The following is a 15,322-nucleotide window of genomic DNA, read 5'->3' on the forward strand; positions in this document are numbered from 1 at the left end:
CTCCCGTTCTTTGACATGCGACTGATCACTTAAGAGCCAACCGGGTTCCGGCTTGGGATTCTCTTCTGGCTGCAGACGAATTCTGCTCCAAACACTTATCGAGGCTCTTGATGCAGGGGCCGGTCTTTGTCGACCTGGTTCTCCCTGCCGCCTGGAATCACGCTCGTGCCCTCATGCCGTCCCAATCAAAATAGCGAGGTCCATCTTGGTGCCGATGGCCGCAGTTAGGTGCGGGATCGGGGAAGGGGCAGAATCCGGCGCGGGCCCTTTGGACCATCGCGCAAGCTGTTGGAGCGGGGCGGACCTCCAATCAAAACAAACCGGCTGGCGGAAGTTGGCGGATGATGCGGCCCAAGTCGGGCTGTTGGCCCAGAAGTCTGCGCTTGCTTATGGCCGCCGAGCTTATCTCGCCGCTGTGGTTGCCTCCAGTTAGACGGTCTGGCTGATCCGCCCCCTCCGCGTCAGGCGGCCTTGCGCAGGAACCTGTCCTGGTCGAAGGGCACCTGATTTTTGAGCATGTAATAGACGGCACGACCGAGACGATGGGCCAGGATGGCCAGGGCTTTCCCCTTGCCGTGCTTGCTGGCCAGGCGTTGCAGCATGGTTTGAGCCGGCTTGTTCCCTTTGAGCATCAGCACCACGGCCTCGCCAAAAGCCCAGCGCAGATGGGCGTTGCCGATCTTCTTGCCCGAATGGCCATAATGCTTGCCGTTCGATTCCTTGCCCGGCTTGACCAGCCGGCAATAGGAGGCAAAGTCCTGCTCGCGGGGGAAGCGGGCGATGTCCTCGATCTCGTAGAGCATCACCATGCCGAGGATCTTGCCGACCCCGGGAATCGATTTGAGCAGCGCCAGGTTGATCGGATCATGACCGGTGGCGATGCGCTCCAGTTCCCGCTCCAGTCGATCCAGCAGCTGTTCGTAATGTTCGATGGTGAGCAGGTCGACCTCGACCATGCGACGTACCACCGAATCGGGAAACTTTTTGAGCAGATCACCGCGCTCGCTCGGTTTGGCGATACGTCCCAGCGGCTCGGGGAGGTTGTACTGGGTGGCGGTGTTCTGGATGTGGGCGAAGAGTTCGCCCCGTTTGCGGGCGAGATGATTGCGGCGGCGCAGCAAGTCCCTCGTCGCCCGCATCGGCTTGGGGTAGGTATAGGCCAGCGGAAAAGAACCGCCGCGCAGCAGTACGGCGATCTTGTGGGAATCGATGCGATCGTTCTTGGCCTTGCCGCCGTGAATTGCCTTCATGTAGAGGGCATGACCGAGGACGAAGTCAATCTCCTGCTCGGTGCACAGATCGGCCAGCCAGTACCAGGTAAACATGCACTCGCAGCCGACCACGATGCCGGAGCGGTAGGGTTTGATCAGTCGCAGGAAGTTTTTCGGTTTGGTCGGGATGTTCTGATGAACCACCACCTCGCCGGTCGCATCAAGGATGCAGACGTACATGGCGTCTGCATGCAGATCGACGCCGCAATAGAATTGGTGCTGTTTCGTGTAGAATTTCATGGTGCAGGCTCCTTTCTTTGAGAGGGTTTCTTGTTTCTCAAAGGATACCGGATGGTCCGGTATCTATGGAGGGGGCCTGCACTAGTATCAAATCGTGTAGCGGAACCGGTTCCTTGGACACAAGTTTAGATTATGCCGCCTGACGGATTTCGTCGGGCGACCGGAAGCCATTTTTCTCGACTCGCCATTCGCTGTTGTAGAGTTCGACGAAGGTTTTCACGGCCTCGCGAACATCATCGATGGTACGGAATATTCGGCCATAGATGGCTTGCTCTTTCAAGGTGCGGTTGAATCGTTCAGCAACTCCGTTGGTCTGTGGTTCGGCAACGAAGGCAAAGCTGGGGGTGATTCCCCAGAACTTGATCTGGTTCAGAAAATGGTCTGAGAGGTACTGGGTGCCGTGATCCATACGCAGAGACAACCCTCGGGCAATATCTTTCTCTACGCCCCCATAGATGTTGTCTAACGCCATGGAAAGTGGTTGAAGAGCAGCATAACGGTCGCCGGTCTTGCAAACATGCCAGCCGACACATTCGGCGTTCCAGTGCTCGACGGCGCTAAAGATCCAGACCCAGCCTTCGTCGAGAGTGAATACGCGGGTGCCATCGGTGCCCCACATTAGATTCGGAGCCATGGTGATGATTTTACCATCATGCGCCTTGGCTGCTTTGGGCCAACCCCGGTGAGGTGACAACAGATGATTCTCGCGCATCAACCGCAGAACCCGCTTGCGTGCGATGCGCACGCCGTCACAAATCCGCAGCCTGGCCCAGACCTTGCGGTGTCCTTCGCCGGTGAACGGGGACGTGGCCAGATCGTGACGGATCATGGCGAGAAGATCCTCATCACTGATTGACGGACGTGGGCCACGACGCTTGGGAGTTGATTGCGGAATCTGGCGCGAGGCATGGTAGAACGAGGAGCGAGCCTGCTCCCAAACATTGCAAACCCGCTGGACGCCGTAGGCCTTTTCAGCGCCTGGGGAGATCGTTTGGCTCATTTCGACGACCTCCGTTTGGCTAAAGGGCCGGGTTTTTTAACCCGTTCCCAAAGTAGTTCGTTTTCCATGGTCAATTCGCCGATCCGGCGCATGGCCTGGTTGAGTTCCGCTTGAGTCGGATCGTTCTGACGTTGTTTCAACGACTCATCGATTCCGGTCAGCGCTTTCTCTCGCCACTGCTCCAGGCGGTAGATTTCGATGCTCAACTCGCGGGACAGAGCATCAACCGATTCGCCCCGCAGCAAGCGCAGAACCACTTCACGCTTGCGGGCAGCGCTCCAACGTTGCCCTTCGGCCAAAGGCCCAGTGACTGTTTCGTTCTTGTTGTTTGTTGTCATTATTAATCTCCTTGGACATCGGGATTCTATCCCAAATCAGTGTCCAAGAAAACTGGTGCCGCTATAGACCTAACAAATCGCAAAAAAGCGAACACGGATACAGGGGTTATTTGCCGCTCTGGCTTGCTCGCCACAACAAAGAGGTCTTTGGCGGGCTCTACGTTGCTGGTATTGTCTACACAATTTGGGTGTCGGTTTACGCCGCTACCTATACAATTCACTGCAGGCGGCACAACCCTGACAGGCCGTGGCCTGAACTCAAGCGTCAGACGCCACAACCCATTCCTCCTGTCACCAATTTTTACCAACTCCGCAACCTGGAGACACCCATGCCAAAGCCAATCATTAACATTGCCGATGTCGAGCTTGGGCCGCGCCCTCCCGGCTTCGCCCCTTCCGGATCCGCGGCAGAGAGATTCGACGCCCGGATGGGATTTATTGGCCCGCGCGTTGGCGCACAAAAACTCGTTTACAACATCACCGCTGTGCCGCCGGGGAAACGCGCATTCCCTTTTCACAACCACCGCGTCAACGAAGAGATGGTTTTTGTCCTGCAGGGGACCGGCGAAGTCCGGATCGGCGAGAGCGTCTACCCAATCCGCCCCGGTGACGTAATCGCTCTTCCTACCGGCGGAAAAGAGAGCGCCCACCAGATCACCAACACGGGGGCCGAAGAATTGCGCTATCTCGCCGTGAGTACCAAGCTCTCGCCCGAGATCGCCGAATACCCCGACTCGGGAAAATTTGGCGTCCTGGCCGAGTTCGGTGCAGACTCCGAGGGCAAGGCGCAGCGCTTTGTCTTCGTTGGTCGCGCCGACGCATCCCTCGACTACTGGGAGGGGGAGTGACTCTTACGGCAGCAGACTGCTGCCTCCCGAACCCCTGACCCTCATGCCGACGCTCCATTACCTCGCCTATGGCTCCAACATGCACCCGCTGCGGTTACGCGAACGATGTCCAAGTGCGCTTCCCCTGGGGGTCGTGGAGCTGCCGGGCATGGTGGTGCGCGATGCAAAACGCAGCGAGGACGGTTCGGGGAAGTGCACCTTTATCAACCAGCCGGGGCATCTCGCCTTTGGCGTCCTCTATGCGATGGATGCATTGGAACAACCTCTCCTGGATCGGGCCGAAGGGCTGGGCCAGGGGTATGATGTTCGACCGTTCCGGGTTTCGCTGGCGGGAGTGGTCTATTCCCCCATCGCCTATGTGGTCCGGCCCTCCCACTTCGATTTGTCGCTGCGCCCCTACGACTGGTACCAGGCGATGGTCGTAGGCGGGGCGCGCCATATGGGTATGCCGGAAGAGTACATCGCCGAGTTGGACGCGGTTGAGGCCATTATTGACTTGGACGCAGTACGGCGAGAAAATGAACGGGCACGGCTGCGAAGGATGGGATGCCTGCGATAGCCGAAGTCCTTATCCGCCCAGGACGTGGTGCAACAGCCAGGGCTAAAGCCCAATATCTCTTTAACCTCCAGGTATGGTGACGACGATGTTCACGCTACGGAAAGTGTTGGTCGGGATTTTGTTGCTTGCTGTTTCCCCGGTAACAAGCTCATTCGCGCAACCCGCGGCAGAGGCCGATGCCGAGTCCCTGAACCGCGGCAGGTATCTGGCCAGGATCGCCGGCTGTAACGACTGCCATACGGCCGGGTACGCCCAATCCGGCGGAAATATCCCGGAAGCACAATGGTTGATGGGCGACCAACTCGGCTGGCGTGGCCCCTGGGGTACGACCTATTCCAGCAACCTGCGACTCTACATGCAGAACTTTTCCGAGGACCAATGGGTCCAGATCGCCAGGACAGCCCAATTCCGGCCGCCGATGCCTTGGTTTGCCCTCCGTGACATGACTGAGGGCGACCTGCGCGCCATCTACCGCTTCGTCCGGCAGCTTGGCGACGCTGGCGCGCCGGCACCTTCCTTCGTCCCTCCCGGGCAGGAACCGAAGGGGCCATTCGTGTTGTTTCCAGCGCCGCCATCGGCAAAATGAGGCCGGAATCAACGGCTATACCATCTCTCGCGGCATCGCAGTGGGAGTGCAACGTGCGAATCTTCGGTCTGGTTGTTAGAGGAGGGCATTCGTGCCAGGCCTGCAAACATGGAAATAGGTGGAATATTTGAAGAGGGCAATCGTGCCAGGCCTGCAAACATGGAAATAGGTGGAATATTTGAAGAGGGCAATCGTGTCAGGCCTGCAAACATGGAAATAGCCGAAATTGCACGATTGCAGGCCTGACACGAAAGCTTTGCAAGTACATTGATTTGGGAATTTTTTGCCAAGCACGCGCTGCCATGACAGAAAAGTCGGCGCTGGCGGGACGGCAAGAATATGCCGTGACAGGGAAAATCAGATGCCCGACCTGTCAGCCCACACGGGCGCTGCGCGATAAAGCCACATAGGCCGGTTACTTCTACGTTAGTGAAATGACCCCCAGGATAATTGTGCATGGACGCCAACCGATATCGATATGAATCCCCTGCCGCCCCCGTGGTCTCGGCCATCGCGTTGGCTGCCGGGGCTGGGCTGACCGGGCTGGCGCTGAGACTGGAGGATGCCCCGCTCCTGGTCGAAATCCTCCTCTGGTGTTTCGCCGTTCTGATGGCCCTCGTGCTGCTCGGCACCCTGCTGCGGACTTCCGTGACCGTCAACGGCGAAGGACATTTTCGCATGACCAAAACGTTGGCGGGATTCCCGCTCGGCAAGGTTTGCCTGCACAACGGCGAGGTTCGGGCCGTAGAACTGCACCGCACCCTGACGCCGGGTCTGGAGCACGCCAACACGTTGAGCAGCAGCCCCGACAAGCCGCGCTATCGTCTGGAGATAGTTCACGGCCAGGGGAAACATCTCGTCGCGGCCTCCGCCGGCAAGGGCCTCCAGAGCGAGGCGATCCGGCTGGCCAAGGCGCTCGATTGCCCCCTGGAGAAAACGGGGGACTGGGCACGCTAGGGGAATCTCCGGAATTGCTTTTTGCGGAACCAAATTCCTCACGGTGCCAAGGGGAACCAAACATGCGATATTTCGCTCTACTGTTCGGGATTTTGCTCCTTTTCGGCCTGGGGGGCTGCTCGTCACGGCAGCTCTACGAGTCCGGCCAGAGCTGGCAACGCAACCAGTGCAACCAGATCTTCGATGCGCTGGAACGCAGCCGCTGCCTGGAGAGTACCAGCTCCTCCTTCGAAGAGTACCGCCGGGAATCCGAAGCGGTGAGGAACGCCAGGTAGGAAGCGGTGGCAATCCTCCCTCTTTGAAGAGGCAATCGTGTCAGGCCTGCAAATATGGAAATAGCTGAAATTGCACGATTGCAGGCCTGACAAGAAAACTCTGCCGACACGGAAACTCTGTCTAGTCTCGGCAACTCACGGCTCAAAGAATTGCGCAGCTAACCATTCTCTCAATTTGACTTAACTGTTGCACGGTATCCGTGTAAGCGTTAAAATCTATGCGGAGGGTTCGACAGGGTGATTGCATCATTTGGCGACAAGCTGACGGAAGCGCTGTATCACGGCACCAGCGACAAAGACCTTCGTCGGCTGCCGTTGGAAATCGTCAACCGCACCCTTCGCAAACTCGACATGCTCAATGCCGCCCACGATGTTCTGGATCTGCGCTCTCCCCCGGGTAATCGCCTGGAAGCGTTGCAGGGAGACCTTGCGGGACTGTTCAGTATCCGGGTCAACGACCAATGGCGGATCGTGTTTCGCTGGCAGGGCGGTAACGCCTACGAAGTGCGCCTGACCGATTATCACTAGAGGCGCCAAGGAGAGAAACCATGATCCCTGAAAACCGCATCCCGTCCCATCCCGGGAAAATCCTCAAGGAAGAGTTCCTCGACGAACTCGGCGTCAGCCAAGTTGCGTTCGCCGCGCACATCAAGGTTCCGGTTCAACGCGTCAACGAGATCGTCCGGGGCAAGCGCGGCATCACCTCGGATACCGCCTGGCTACTGGCGCAGGCTCTCGATACCACCCCCGAGTTCTGGCTCAACCTACAGGGGACTTACGACCTGGCACTGAACCGTCCGGAAAGGAGAATCGAGAAACTGCGCATGGCCAGCTGACTTTTCGGGAGAAACAAGAGGGGCAGGGTCAGGTCTCAACCTTTGACACATTCAGCTTCTTTGATAGAGGTCATTAGTGAACGAGCGGCTGGAGGCAAACCTGAGGAGTGTCAAAAGTTGAGATCTGAGACCCCTATGTGCTGATTCGGGCGGAGGATGGCATGGACAGGAATCTGGAAAAACGCAAACTGGCGCGGTCCCGAAGCGACAAGATGATCGGCGGGGTCTGCGGCGGGATTGCGGAATATTTTGGCTGGACCCCGTGGGTGGTGCGCTTCGTCTACGTCCTGGTGAGTATCCTCAGCGCCGCCTTTCCGGGCATCCTCATCTATCTGCTGCTCTGGGTGCTGATGCCGAAAGCCGAGGAGTAGCGGCGCCAGGGGAGGGGGGGCAGAATCAAGAGGCCGCCGGTCCGGAATGCTCCGGGCGGGCGGCCTGTTTCGTTCTTGGGGGGAAGGAAACGGGGCGCTGCTGGGCGGGCAGGGCTAGCGGCGGCTCCCTTTCTGCTTTTTCAGTTTGCGCTCCTCGGTGGCCGGTTCCTGCCGGCGCCCGGCCAGGGTTTTGATCGCGTACCAGTTGAGCCAGAGGACGCCGGCGACACCGAGGGCGCCGACATACTCGAGGTTGCTCTTGACGCCGGTCTGGAACAGGTCGAGGAGAAAGACGCCGTAGAAGCAGAGGGCGATCAGCTTGTTGGCCCACAGCGCCCAGCCGCCGCTCAGGCGCCAGACCGCGCTGAGGATGTAGATGTTGCCGAGGCCGTAGCCGATGGCGACGTAGCCGAAGACCCGGTCCCACTGGGGCACGCCGCTGGCGTTGAGCAGGCCGAGGGCATAGTAGACGAAGATGAAGGAGGTGACGGCGCTGAAGAGGGCCAGCCCCTTTTCGAAGGTCGTATTCGCTTTGCTCATCAGTTGGCCTCGGTCTCGGGTCAGGGCGTGGCGCCCGGGGATCGGACGGTGCCACAGTTTAGCAACCCGGTTGCCGTCGGTTCAAGCCGAATCATCCATTTATCTGCCCTTCTTCCCCCTTGCCTGATGCGGCGATCCCTTTTATAGTAGGCATTCCTATCCCTTATCCTCTCTCGCTCCCGGAGGTTGCTCGTGCTTTCCAGCAAGTATCGTATCCATGCCATGCTGATCCTGGTCGCCCTGGTGATCATCTTTTTTCCACAGTTCAGCGAGCGCCCCCCCAAGGAAAAGGCGGCGGCAGCGCGGACGGCGGCAGCGGCCTTCCTGCAGCAGGTCGACCAGGACGCCTTCGCCGCGAGCTGGCAGAACGCCGCCAGCCTGCTGAAAGAGAAGGTCACCGAGGCAGAGTGGGTCGACAAGCTCAACAAGATCCGCTCGATCGCCGGCCCGATGGTGACGCGGACCGAGGACTCGATCTCCTACAGCACCACGGCCAAGGAGAGCCCGGACGGGGAATATATCCTCCTCACCTACGACACCACCTACAAAGCCCGGGGGAAGGCCAGCGAGATCGTCACCGTGATGCTCGACAAGGACGGAACCTGGCGGGTTGCCGGCTACTTCGTCAAGTAAAGCGCTAAACCGGTTTATTCGCCTTCCGTAACGCTGAGTATAGAGTTTCCGGCACCCTCCAGGTTTTTACGGTCGAATCAAGGATACCGATGGCAGCCAGTGAACTGCAATTTCTGATGGACCTGCAGGGGCCGATGGCCGCGATCATCAATGCCAGTCACAATGGCATTATGATCCTGGACGACCGGGGCATCGTCACTTGCTATAACTTGGCTGCGTCCCGGATTTTCAACGAACCGACGGAGACGATTGTCGGCCAGCATTTTTCCCGGGTTCGACCCGAGGCCTGGCCCGACCTGAAACGCGTATTGGAGACGGGCGAGCCCCAGTTGGGCCGCAAAATCACTCTTCCCCAGGCGACGATCATCGTCAATCGCAGTCCAATCGTCCTTGCTGGAAAGATTGTTGGTGCGTTGTCGATCTTCCAGGATATCTCCGCATACGAATCCATCATCTCCAAGTTACAGGGGTATCAAACCCTGCACCGCGAGTTGGAAGCCATTTTCGAGTCTTCCGAGGATGGTCTCTATATCGCCGATGGCAAGGCGGTTACTATCCGCGTCAACAGCGCTTACGAACGAATCACCGGCCTTTCCCGGGCCAATCTGCTTGGTAGAAACATGCAAACCCTGGTCTCCGAGCAGGTCTTTGACTGTTCGGCGACGCTCGAAGTTCTGGCGAAACGCCGCCAGGTCAATATGCTCCAGCATATCCGCGGGGGCAAACAGGTGATGGTGACCGGGACACCGATCTTCAACGATGACGACGACATCGTCCTGATTGTGACCAACGTTCGGGACATCACCGAGCTGAATCATCTGCGGGCCGAACTCGATGACAGCCGGCTGCTCAGCAACCGCTACTACCAGTCGATTTTGGAACAGGAAGAGCTTGGGCAGATGCTCAAGGATATGGTGGTCAAGAGCAAGTCGATGGTTCAGGTGGTTCACCGGGCAGTTAAGGTAGCAGCTTCTGACATCTCGGTCCTCCTCAGTGGTGAATCGGGTACCGGGAAGACCATGCTGGCCAAGGCGATTCACCAGATGAGCCGGCGCAAGGATCGCCCCTTCGTGAAGATCAACTGCGGAACCATCCCGGAATCACTGATCGAAAGCGAGCTTTTCGGCTATGAGAAAGGGGCATTTACCGGGGCCCGTGGCGAGGGGAAGGCCGGCTTAATCGAGGCTGCCCATAGCGGAACCCTCTTCCTCGATGAAATTGGCGAACTTAAGCCGGATCTGCAGGTCAAGTTGCTGGAGGTGATCGAGGAGCGGACGTTTACCCGCGTCGGCGGCACCAAGCCGGTGACAGTTGATGTCAGGATCATTGCCGCGACGCACCGCGACCTTCCGGAGATGATGAAGAATCACCAGTTTCGGGAAGATCTTTTCTACCGACTCAATGTGGTTCCCATCGAGATTCCGCCGCTGCGTGCCCGGCGGGAGGATGTCCCCCCGCTGGTCCAGAAGTTTCTCGAAGAATTCAATAAGAAAAACGCCACCAACAAACGCTTGACACCGACCGTTCTCAACACCCTGCAGAGCTTCTCCTACCCGGGGAATGTCCGCCAGTTGCTCAACATTCTCGAGCAGATGGCGGTCATGTCCGAGAATGAAACGATTGGAGCGGAAGACCTGCCGCTCGAACTCGACTCCGGAATTTCGACCGACGCAGGCGGCGGTTTGCCCTTGAGTCTGAAGGATGCCCTGGACCGGCTGGAAAAGCAAATGATCCAGGAAGCCCTGAAGAATGCTCCCACTGAAATGGCAGCGGCCCGGGCTCTCGATATTCATACCACCACCCTGTGGCGCAAGGCGAGTAAGCACGGCTTGAAGTAGCATTGCATATTTGCAATGACCTTTTCATTCCCGCAATAATCCCTCCCTAGCATCCCGATAAATAAGGCCAAATCCCCACCGACACTCCCGCCTTATTCTGTGGGCTATTGCATGTTTGCAATAGTCATTTTCGCGTCAGTCAAAAAAAATATAGTTTTATATGTAAAAACAAGATGTTGCAATATTTCGAATTGGTGGCACGCTCATTGCTAAAACATTGATTGATTATTTTCAGGGGGCTCTCACCAAGGATTCGCCCCTGGCATTGTGCGAGGACCGATGCCGGCAATTTCGCCACCAACGGCCGCGCGCCCCAGTTCTCATGGAGGAAAACATGGTACAGCGAACTCACAGTGGTAAACGTCTCCTGTCTCGTTTGGCAAGCTTGCTTCTGCTTCCTGTCCTGTTCATCGGCCTTCCCGCCGCAGCGGATGCAGAAGAGGGGAGCTTCAATCTCGGGCTGGTCACCTTCCTTTCCGGCGGAGCCGCAGGGCCCTTTGGAGTGCCGGCGCGCAATGCCGCTGAACTGGTGATCGAGGCGATCAACAATGGCACTCTGCCAGCTCCCTACAACAGCAAAGGAGTCGCTGGCCTGCCGATCGACCCGACCATCATCGACGAGGCCGGTGGTGGTACCAAGCAGGTCGGAGAGTTCCGCAACCTGGTGCAGCGCAAGAATGTCGATGCGGTCATTGGTTACATCTCCAGCGGCGATTGCCTGGCGATCGCGCCAGTTGCCGAGGAACTCGGCGCCTTAACCATCTTTTTTGATTGTGGTACCCCGCGGGTTTTCGAAGAGAACGCCTACAAGTATGTCTTCCGTACCGGTCCCACCTCGACGATGGACAATGTGGCTGCCGCCCGTTACGTTCTCGATCTCAAACCCGATCTCAAGTCGGTGGCTGGTATTAACCAGAATTACGCCTGGGGCCAGGACTCCTGGAATGACTTCAAGGGCGCGCTGGAGGTTCTGAAGCTGGGCGTTGAAATCAAGACCGAGCAATTCCCGAAGATCTATGCCGGGCAGTACGGTTCGGAAATTTCCGCCCTGATGGTCAGCCATCCCCAATTCATCCATTCAAGTTTCTGGGGCGGTGATATGGAAGGGCTGGTTTTGCAGGGTGCCGCTCGTGGCCTGTTTGAAGATCACACTGGAGTCTTTACCTGTGGAGAAACGGCAATGTATCGTCTCTCTGACCAGATTGCCGAAGGGACAGTACTCGGCGGGCGTGGACCGTTCGGGGTTTTCGCTCCGAGCAATGCCCTTAATGACTGGTTTCGTACCAACTACATCGCCCGCTTCGGTACCCCACCAACCTATCCCTCCTACAAGATGGCCCAGGCCTTACTTGGGTTGAAAACCGCTGCCGACAAGGCATCTGCCGGCAAACCAGGCAAGCCGAACAAGGACCAGATTGCCGCCGCCCTGACCAATCTCGAATTCGAGGCACCGAGCGGAACGGTACGCATGGCGCTTGGCAACGGGCATCAGGCGGTTCAGGAGATGGTCTATGGCCAGTACACCAAGAAGAGTGGCAAGCCCGAAGTCTACAACGTCAAGCGGTACCCGGCCGAATGTGTCAACCCGCCTGAAGGGGTGACCAGTGCTGAATGGATTAAAACTTCGCTGAAAGCGACTCCCTGCAAATAACCCGCAGTCACCTGGAGGCGGGGGGCCGCCCGCCTCCAGGATCAAACTTCCGAGCGAGTCTTATCCATGGACACACTGCTAGTCATACTCATTGACGGTCTGGTCTACTCCTCCTGGCTTTTTATTGTCGCTGCCGGCCTGACCCTGGTTTACGGGGTCATGAAGATTTTAAACATGGCTCATGGCAGCCTCTACGCCATTGGTGCCTATACGGCAGCCTCGCTGGTCGGCTGGTACTTCAATGGCGGCCATCCCCCCTGGGGGAGCTTCGCCCTCTTTATCGGTGGCGCGGTTCTCGCCGGGATGCTGACCGGTCTGGTCGTCGAACGGGGGCTGCTGCGCTGGATGTACGGGCGCGACGAGGTCGTGATGATCCTGGTGACCTATGGTGTGCTGCTGATCCTCGAGGATGTCACCAAACTTTTCTGGGGAGTGGATGCCTATTTTGCCTATCAGCCCTACAGCCTGCTTGGCAGAATCCGCCTCAGCGGGATCTCTTTCGCTACCTATGACTTGATCCTGATCCTGGTCGCCGGTCTGGTCGGTCTGGCCCTCTGGTTCTCGCTCAACCGGACCCGGCAGGGGAAACTGTTACGGGCCGTCATTCACGATCGGGAGATCAGTCAGGCGATGGGCATCAATGTCAACCGGGTCTTCATTGTTACCTTTGTTATCGGTAGCGGTTTGGGAGCCCTCGCTGGGGGATTGACTGCGCCGGCTCTCTCGGTAGCGCCTGGAATCGGCATTGAAATCATTATTCTGGCCTTTGCGGTGGTTGTTATCGGTGGTCTTGGCAGTGTCGGCGGCGCAGCAATCGGCGCCCTGTTGGTCGGGCTTTGCCGAGCCCTGGCCGTGCATACTTTTCCACAATTCGAGTTGTTCGTTATCTACGGGGTTATGGCTGCGGTACTGGCCGTCCGCCCGCAGGGACTCTTTGTTGTTGCTGCTGCAAGGAAAATCTGATGCTGATTCCTGACAAGACCTCACGCAATCTATGGATCGCCCTGGCGGTCCTGCTGGTTCTGGCTGCCGTATTTCCCAACTGGCTCGGATTCATTACCACCGTTGCTCTGGCAAAGGGACTGGTCGTGCTCGGCCTGGTGCTTTTGATGCGCACCGGGCTGGTCTCCTTTGGCCAGGGCCTTTACTTCTGTCTCGGCGGCTATGTGGTCGGTATCGCCGGCAGCCGCTGGGCGATTACCGACGTCGCACTGCTGCTCGTTATTTCCGTGCTGGTGGCATTGTTGGTGAGCGCCTTGCTCGGATTGCTCCTCAGTCGCTATCGGGACATTTTTTTCGCCATGCTGACCATGGCTTTTTCGATGATTCTCTATGGAGTCCTGGTGAAAAGCGTAGCCCTCGGCAGCACCGATGGTTTCAATATCGAGCAGGCCAGCCTGTTCGGGTGGCACCCGGCGACCGAGAGTCTTGGCACCTGGGTCTATTTGCTGACGGTAATGCTGGCAATAGTCCTTCTGCAGATTATGCATCGCTATGTCCGCTCCCCCCTCGGTTACGCCGGGGAGGCGATCCGGGAGAATGAAATACGGGTTGAATATCTCGGCATGTCCCCCCGGCAGATCATCTATCTGAAATATGTAATTGCGGCGGTCCTGGCTGCCGTCGGCGGCGCCTTGACGGCCCTGGCCGCCGGGCATGTCGATCCGGAAATGGCTTTCTGGACAACTTCTGGCGAATTCGTCTTTATTGCCCTTCTTGGCGGCACCGCGCACGTGGCGGCACCGTTGATAGGGGCATTCATTTTTGAAATCATCCGTACCTTTGCTTTCGATCTTGCCCCCTATAGTTGGCAGATGATCCTTGGCGGGGTGTTGCTGATGATTATTTTCTTTCTGCCGAAGGGGCTCTGGTCGCTGCTGCCGGCACAAAAGTCGGGTAACCAATCATGACGGCGATTCTGGAAACCAGGGGATTGACAAAAAGCTTTGGTGCGGTGACCGCTGCCGCAAACATCAATGTGGTCATTCATGAGAGCGAAGTAGTAGGCGTCATTGGTTCGAACGGTGCGGGCAAGACGACTTTTATCAATATGGTGACTGGCTATCTGAAGCCGAGCGAAGGGGAGATTCTCTTTCGGGGTAAACGCATCAACGGCTGCTCCCCCAGGCAGGTGACGCGGACCGGGATCTGCCGGTCCTTTCAGGTTGCCCAGCTCTTCCCGGAGCTGACTGTGCTGGAAAATATGCTGATTGCCTGCCGGATGCTTTCTGGGAAACGGCTCGGCGGTTTTGCGCCGCTGAAAACGGAGGCCTCCCTGCAGTCCGCCCGGGCGGCCCTTGTCGATTATGGTATCGAGGAATACGCCGAGGCGGTTGTTGCAACCCTCCCCCAAGGGGTCCGGAAACTTCTCGATATCGCCATGGCGATGGTCGGTCGGCCGGCGCTGCTGCTGCTGGACGAACCGACCAGCGGGGTCGCCATTGATGAAAAATTCGGGCTCATGGACACCGTCATGAACGCCGTCGGCCGTTCCGGAGCGGCCAGCCTTTTTGTCGAGCATGATATGGAAATCATCAGCCGCTATGCGACCCGGGTGATTGCCTTTTATGACGGTCATGTGATTGCCGATGCGCCTACCGCTGAGGCGTTGGAGCATCCCGATGTCCGGGAATACATCATCGGTGCCGAACTTCATCGACAACCGGCGGAGAACCACCATCATGCTTAAAATCGACAAACTTAATGTCAATATCCAGAAAACCCCGATCCTTCGAGATGTGACCCTTCACCTCGGCGAGGGGAAACTGGCCGGGCTGATTGGTCGCAATGGGGCCGGCAAGACCACCCTGTTGCGCACCGCCATGGGACTGATGTCACCAGTCTCTGGTTCGATCTTCTGCGGTGGGCAAGACATGGCAAAAGTGCCGGCATACGTTCGGGTGAAAATGCACGTCGGGTACATGCCGGAAGACAGGCGGCTGATCCCGGAGTTGAGCGTTCAGGAGAACATTCTGGTTCCTGCCTGGTCAGGACGTTTGCCCGACAGCGCTGCACGACTCTCCTGGATTTACGAACTGATGCCCGAGGTCGCGGGATTCCGTTCCCGCAGGGCACTGCAATTGAGTGGCGGTCAGCAGAAACTGGTCGCCCTGGCCCGGGCGCTGATGTGTGGCACCCGACTGCTGCTCCTTGACGAGCCCTTTGAGGGGGTCGCTCCGGCCCTCTCGCGGCGCCTGGCTGAGGTTCTTCATACTCTCAAGACGGAAGGGTTGTCGGTTCTGCTGTCCGAGTCGGATTATTCGCACTCTGCCGGCCTGATCGACAAGCTCTATGTCATTGAACGGGGCCAGGTTGTCGAAAAAAAACTTTCCTGAATTTCTGCTGGCTGTCGGTTCGCGACTGCGACTGATCTGGAGAT

The 15,322-nt window shown here is 57.9% G+C and carries 19 protein-coding genes; 15 read left to right on the forward strand and 4 right to left on the reverse strand.

Translation table 11 applies throughout. From position 1 onward, the window contains the following. Positions 1 to 461: 461 nt before the first annotated feature. The 3 genes from DBW_RS07515 to DBW_RS07525 all read right to left on the reverse strand — a co-directional run bounded on the left by DBW_RS07515 (position 462) and on the right by DBW_RS07525 (position 2,849). The gene (locus DBW_RS07515) at positions 462 to 1,511 is read right to left on the reverse strand and encodes an IS110 family transposase (RefSeq protein WP_066723639.1); all 1,050 of its coding nucleotides are present in this window, start codon (positions 1,509 to 1,511) and stop codon (positions 462 to 464) included. A gap of 130 nt (positions 1,512 to 1,641) precedes the next feature. Continuing rightward, positions 1,642 to 2,511, reverse strand: coding sequence for an integrase core domain-containing protein (locus DBW_RS07520; protein ID WP_066726432.1), 870 nt, complete (start codon positions 2,509 to 2,511; stop codon positions 1,642 to 1,644). After that, positions 2,508 to 2,849 carry a hypothetical protein gene (locus DBW_RS07525; RefSeq protein ID WP_066726434.1) on the reverse strand — a complete coding sequence of 114 codons (342 nt, stop codon included), beginning with the start codon at positions 2,847 to 2,849 and terminating at the stop codon, positions 2,508 to 2,510. The genes DBW_RS07520 and DBW_RS07525 overlap by 4 nt, the downstream gene beginning before the upstream one ends. 329 nt (positions 2,850 to 3,178) lie before the next feature. Between DBW_RS07525 and DBW_RS07530 the strand changes: the two genes are divergently transcribed. The 8 genes from DBW_RS07530 to DBW_RS07565 all read left to right on the forward strand — a co-directional run bounded on the left by DBW_RS07530 (position 3,179) and on the right by DBW_RS07565 (position 7,281). Beyond that, a complete protein-coding gene (locus DBW_RS07530) occupies positions 3,179 to 3,697 on the forward strand; it encodes a cupin domain-containing protein (RefSeq protein WP_066726497.1) in 519 nt (172 codons plus the stop codon). 43 nt (positions 3,698 to 3,740) lie between these two features. After that, positions 3,741 to 4,256 carry a gamma-glutamylcyclotransferase family protein gene (locus tag DBW_RS07535; protein ID WP_066726499.1) on the forward strand — a complete coding sequence of 172 codons (516 nt, stop codon included), beginning with the start codon at positions 3,741 to 3,743 and terminating at the stop codon, positions 4,254 to 4,256. Between the two features lie 85 nt (positions 4,257 to 4,341). Then, positions 4,342 to 4,842 (forward strand): cytochrome C, encoded by a 501-nt coding sequence (locus DBW_RS07540; RefSeq protein ID WP_066726501.1) that lies wholly within the window; start codon positions 4,342 to 4,344, stop codon positions 4,840 to 4,842. Positions 4,843 to 5,298: 456 nt separating this feature from the next. Then, the gene (locus tag DBW_RS07545; RefSeq protein WP_066726507.1) at positions 5,299 to 5,799 is read left to right on the forward strand and encodes a hypothetical protein; all 501 of its coding nucleotides are present in this window, start codon (positions 5,299 to 5,301) and stop codon (positions 5,797 to 5,799) included. A 62-nt stretch (positions 5,800 to 5,861) separates the two neighbouring features. Continuing rightward, entirely contained in the window at positions 5,862 to 6,074 is a 213-nt protein-coding gene (locus DBW_RS07550) for a hypothetical protein (RefSeq protein WP_066726510.1), read from the forward strand. Positions 6,075 to 6,311: 237 nt separating this feature from the next. Then, positions 6,312 to 6,602, forward strand: a complete 291-nt coding sequence (locus DBW_RS07555; RefSeq protein ID WP_066726511.1) for a type II toxin-antitoxin system RelE/ParE family toxin — start codon at positions 6,312 to 6,314, stop codon at positions 6,600 to 6,602. Positions 6,603 to 6,622: 20 nt separating this feature from the next. Further along, the gene (locus tag DBW_RS07560; RefSeq protein ID WP_066726512.1) at positions 6,623 to 6,910 is read left to right on the forward strand and encodes a HigA family addiction module antitoxin; all 288 of its coding nucleotides are present in this window, start codon (positions 6,623 to 6,625) and stop codon (positions 6,908 to 6,910) included. Between the two features lie 161 nt (positions 6,911 to 7,071). Further along, positions 7,072 to 7,281 carry a PspC domain-containing protein gene (locus DBW_RS07565; protein WP_066726513.1) on the forward strand — a complete coding sequence of 70 codons (210 nt, stop codon included), beginning with the start codon at positions 7,072 to 7,074 and terminating at the stop codon, positions 7,279 to 7,281. Positions 7,282 to 7,395: 114 nt separating this feature from the next. On the opposite strand, the gene DBW_RS07570 is transcribed toward DBW_RS07565, so the two are convergent. Further along, a complete protein-coding gene (locus DBW_RS07570) occupies positions 7,396 to 7,821 on the reverse strand; it encodes a hypothetical protein (RefSeq protein ID WP_066726515.1) in 426 nt (141 codons plus the stop codon). A gap of 192 nt (positions 7,822 to 8,013) precedes the next feature. Between DBW_RS07570 and DBW_RS07575 the strand changes: the two genes are divergently transcribed. From DBW_RS07575 to DBW_RS07605, 7 genes are all read left to right on the forward strand, one after another. Beyond that, positions 8,014 to 8,454 (forward strand): DUF4019 domain-containing protein, encoded by a 441-nt coding sequence (locus DBW_RS07575; RefSeq protein ID WP_066726517.1) that lies wholly within the window; start codon positions 8,014 to 8,016, stop codon positions 8,452 to 8,454. 89 nt (positions 8,455 to 8,543) lie between these two features. Then, on the forward strand, positions 8,544 to 10,292 hold the full coding sequence (locus DBW_RS07580; RefSeq protein WP_066726519.1) for a sigma-54 interaction domain-containing protein: 1,749 nt from the start codon (positions 8,544 to 8,546) through the stop codon (positions 10,290 to 10,292). Between the two features lie 334 nt (positions 10,293 to 10,626). Further along, the gene (locus DBW_RS07585) at positions 10,627 to 11,943 is read left to right on the forward strand and encodes an ABC transporter substrate-binding protein (RefSeq protein WP_066726522.1); all 1,317 of its coding nucleotides are present in this window, start codon (positions 10,627 to 10,629) and stop codon (positions 11,941 to 11,943) included. Positions 11,944 to 12,009: 66 nt separating this feature from the next. Beyond that, positions 12,010 to 12,906: a branched-chain amino acid ABC transporter permease gene (locus DBW_RS07590; protein ID WP_066726526.1), complete on the forward strand. Its 897-nt coding sequence runs from the start codon at positions 12,010 to 12,012 to the stop codon at positions 12,904 to 12,906. Continuing rightward, positions 12,906 to 13,853, forward strand: a complete 948-nt coding sequence (locus tag DBW_RS07595) for a branched-chain amino acid ABC transporter permease (RefSeq protein ID WP_066726527.1) — start codon at positions 12,906 to 12,908, stop codon at positions 13,851 to 13,853. Before DBW_RS07590 ends, DBW_RS07595 begins: the two co-directional genes overlap by 1 nt. Next, a complete protein-coding gene (locus tag DBW_RS07600) occupies positions 13,850 to 14,632 on the forward strand; it encodes an ABC transporter ATP-binding protein (protein WP_066726530.1) in 783 nt (260 codons plus the stop codon). The genes DBW_RS07595 and DBW_RS07600 overlap by 4 nt, the downstream gene beginning before the upstream one ends. Continuing rightward, a complete protein-coding gene (locus tag DBW_RS07605; protein ID WP_066726532.1) occupies positions 14,625 to 15,278 on the forward strand; it encodes an ABC transporter ATP-binding protein in 654 nt (217 codons plus the stop codon). The genes DBW_RS07600 and DBW_RS07605 overlap by 8 nt, the downstream gene beginning before the upstream one ends. The last annotated feature ends 44 nt before the right edge of the window (positions 15,279 to 15,322 follow it).

Source organism: Desulfuromonas sp. DDH964 (assembly GCF_001611275.1).
Classification (GTDB): domain Bacteria; phylum Desulfobacterota; class Desulfuromonadia; order Desulfuromonadales; family DDH964; genus DDH964.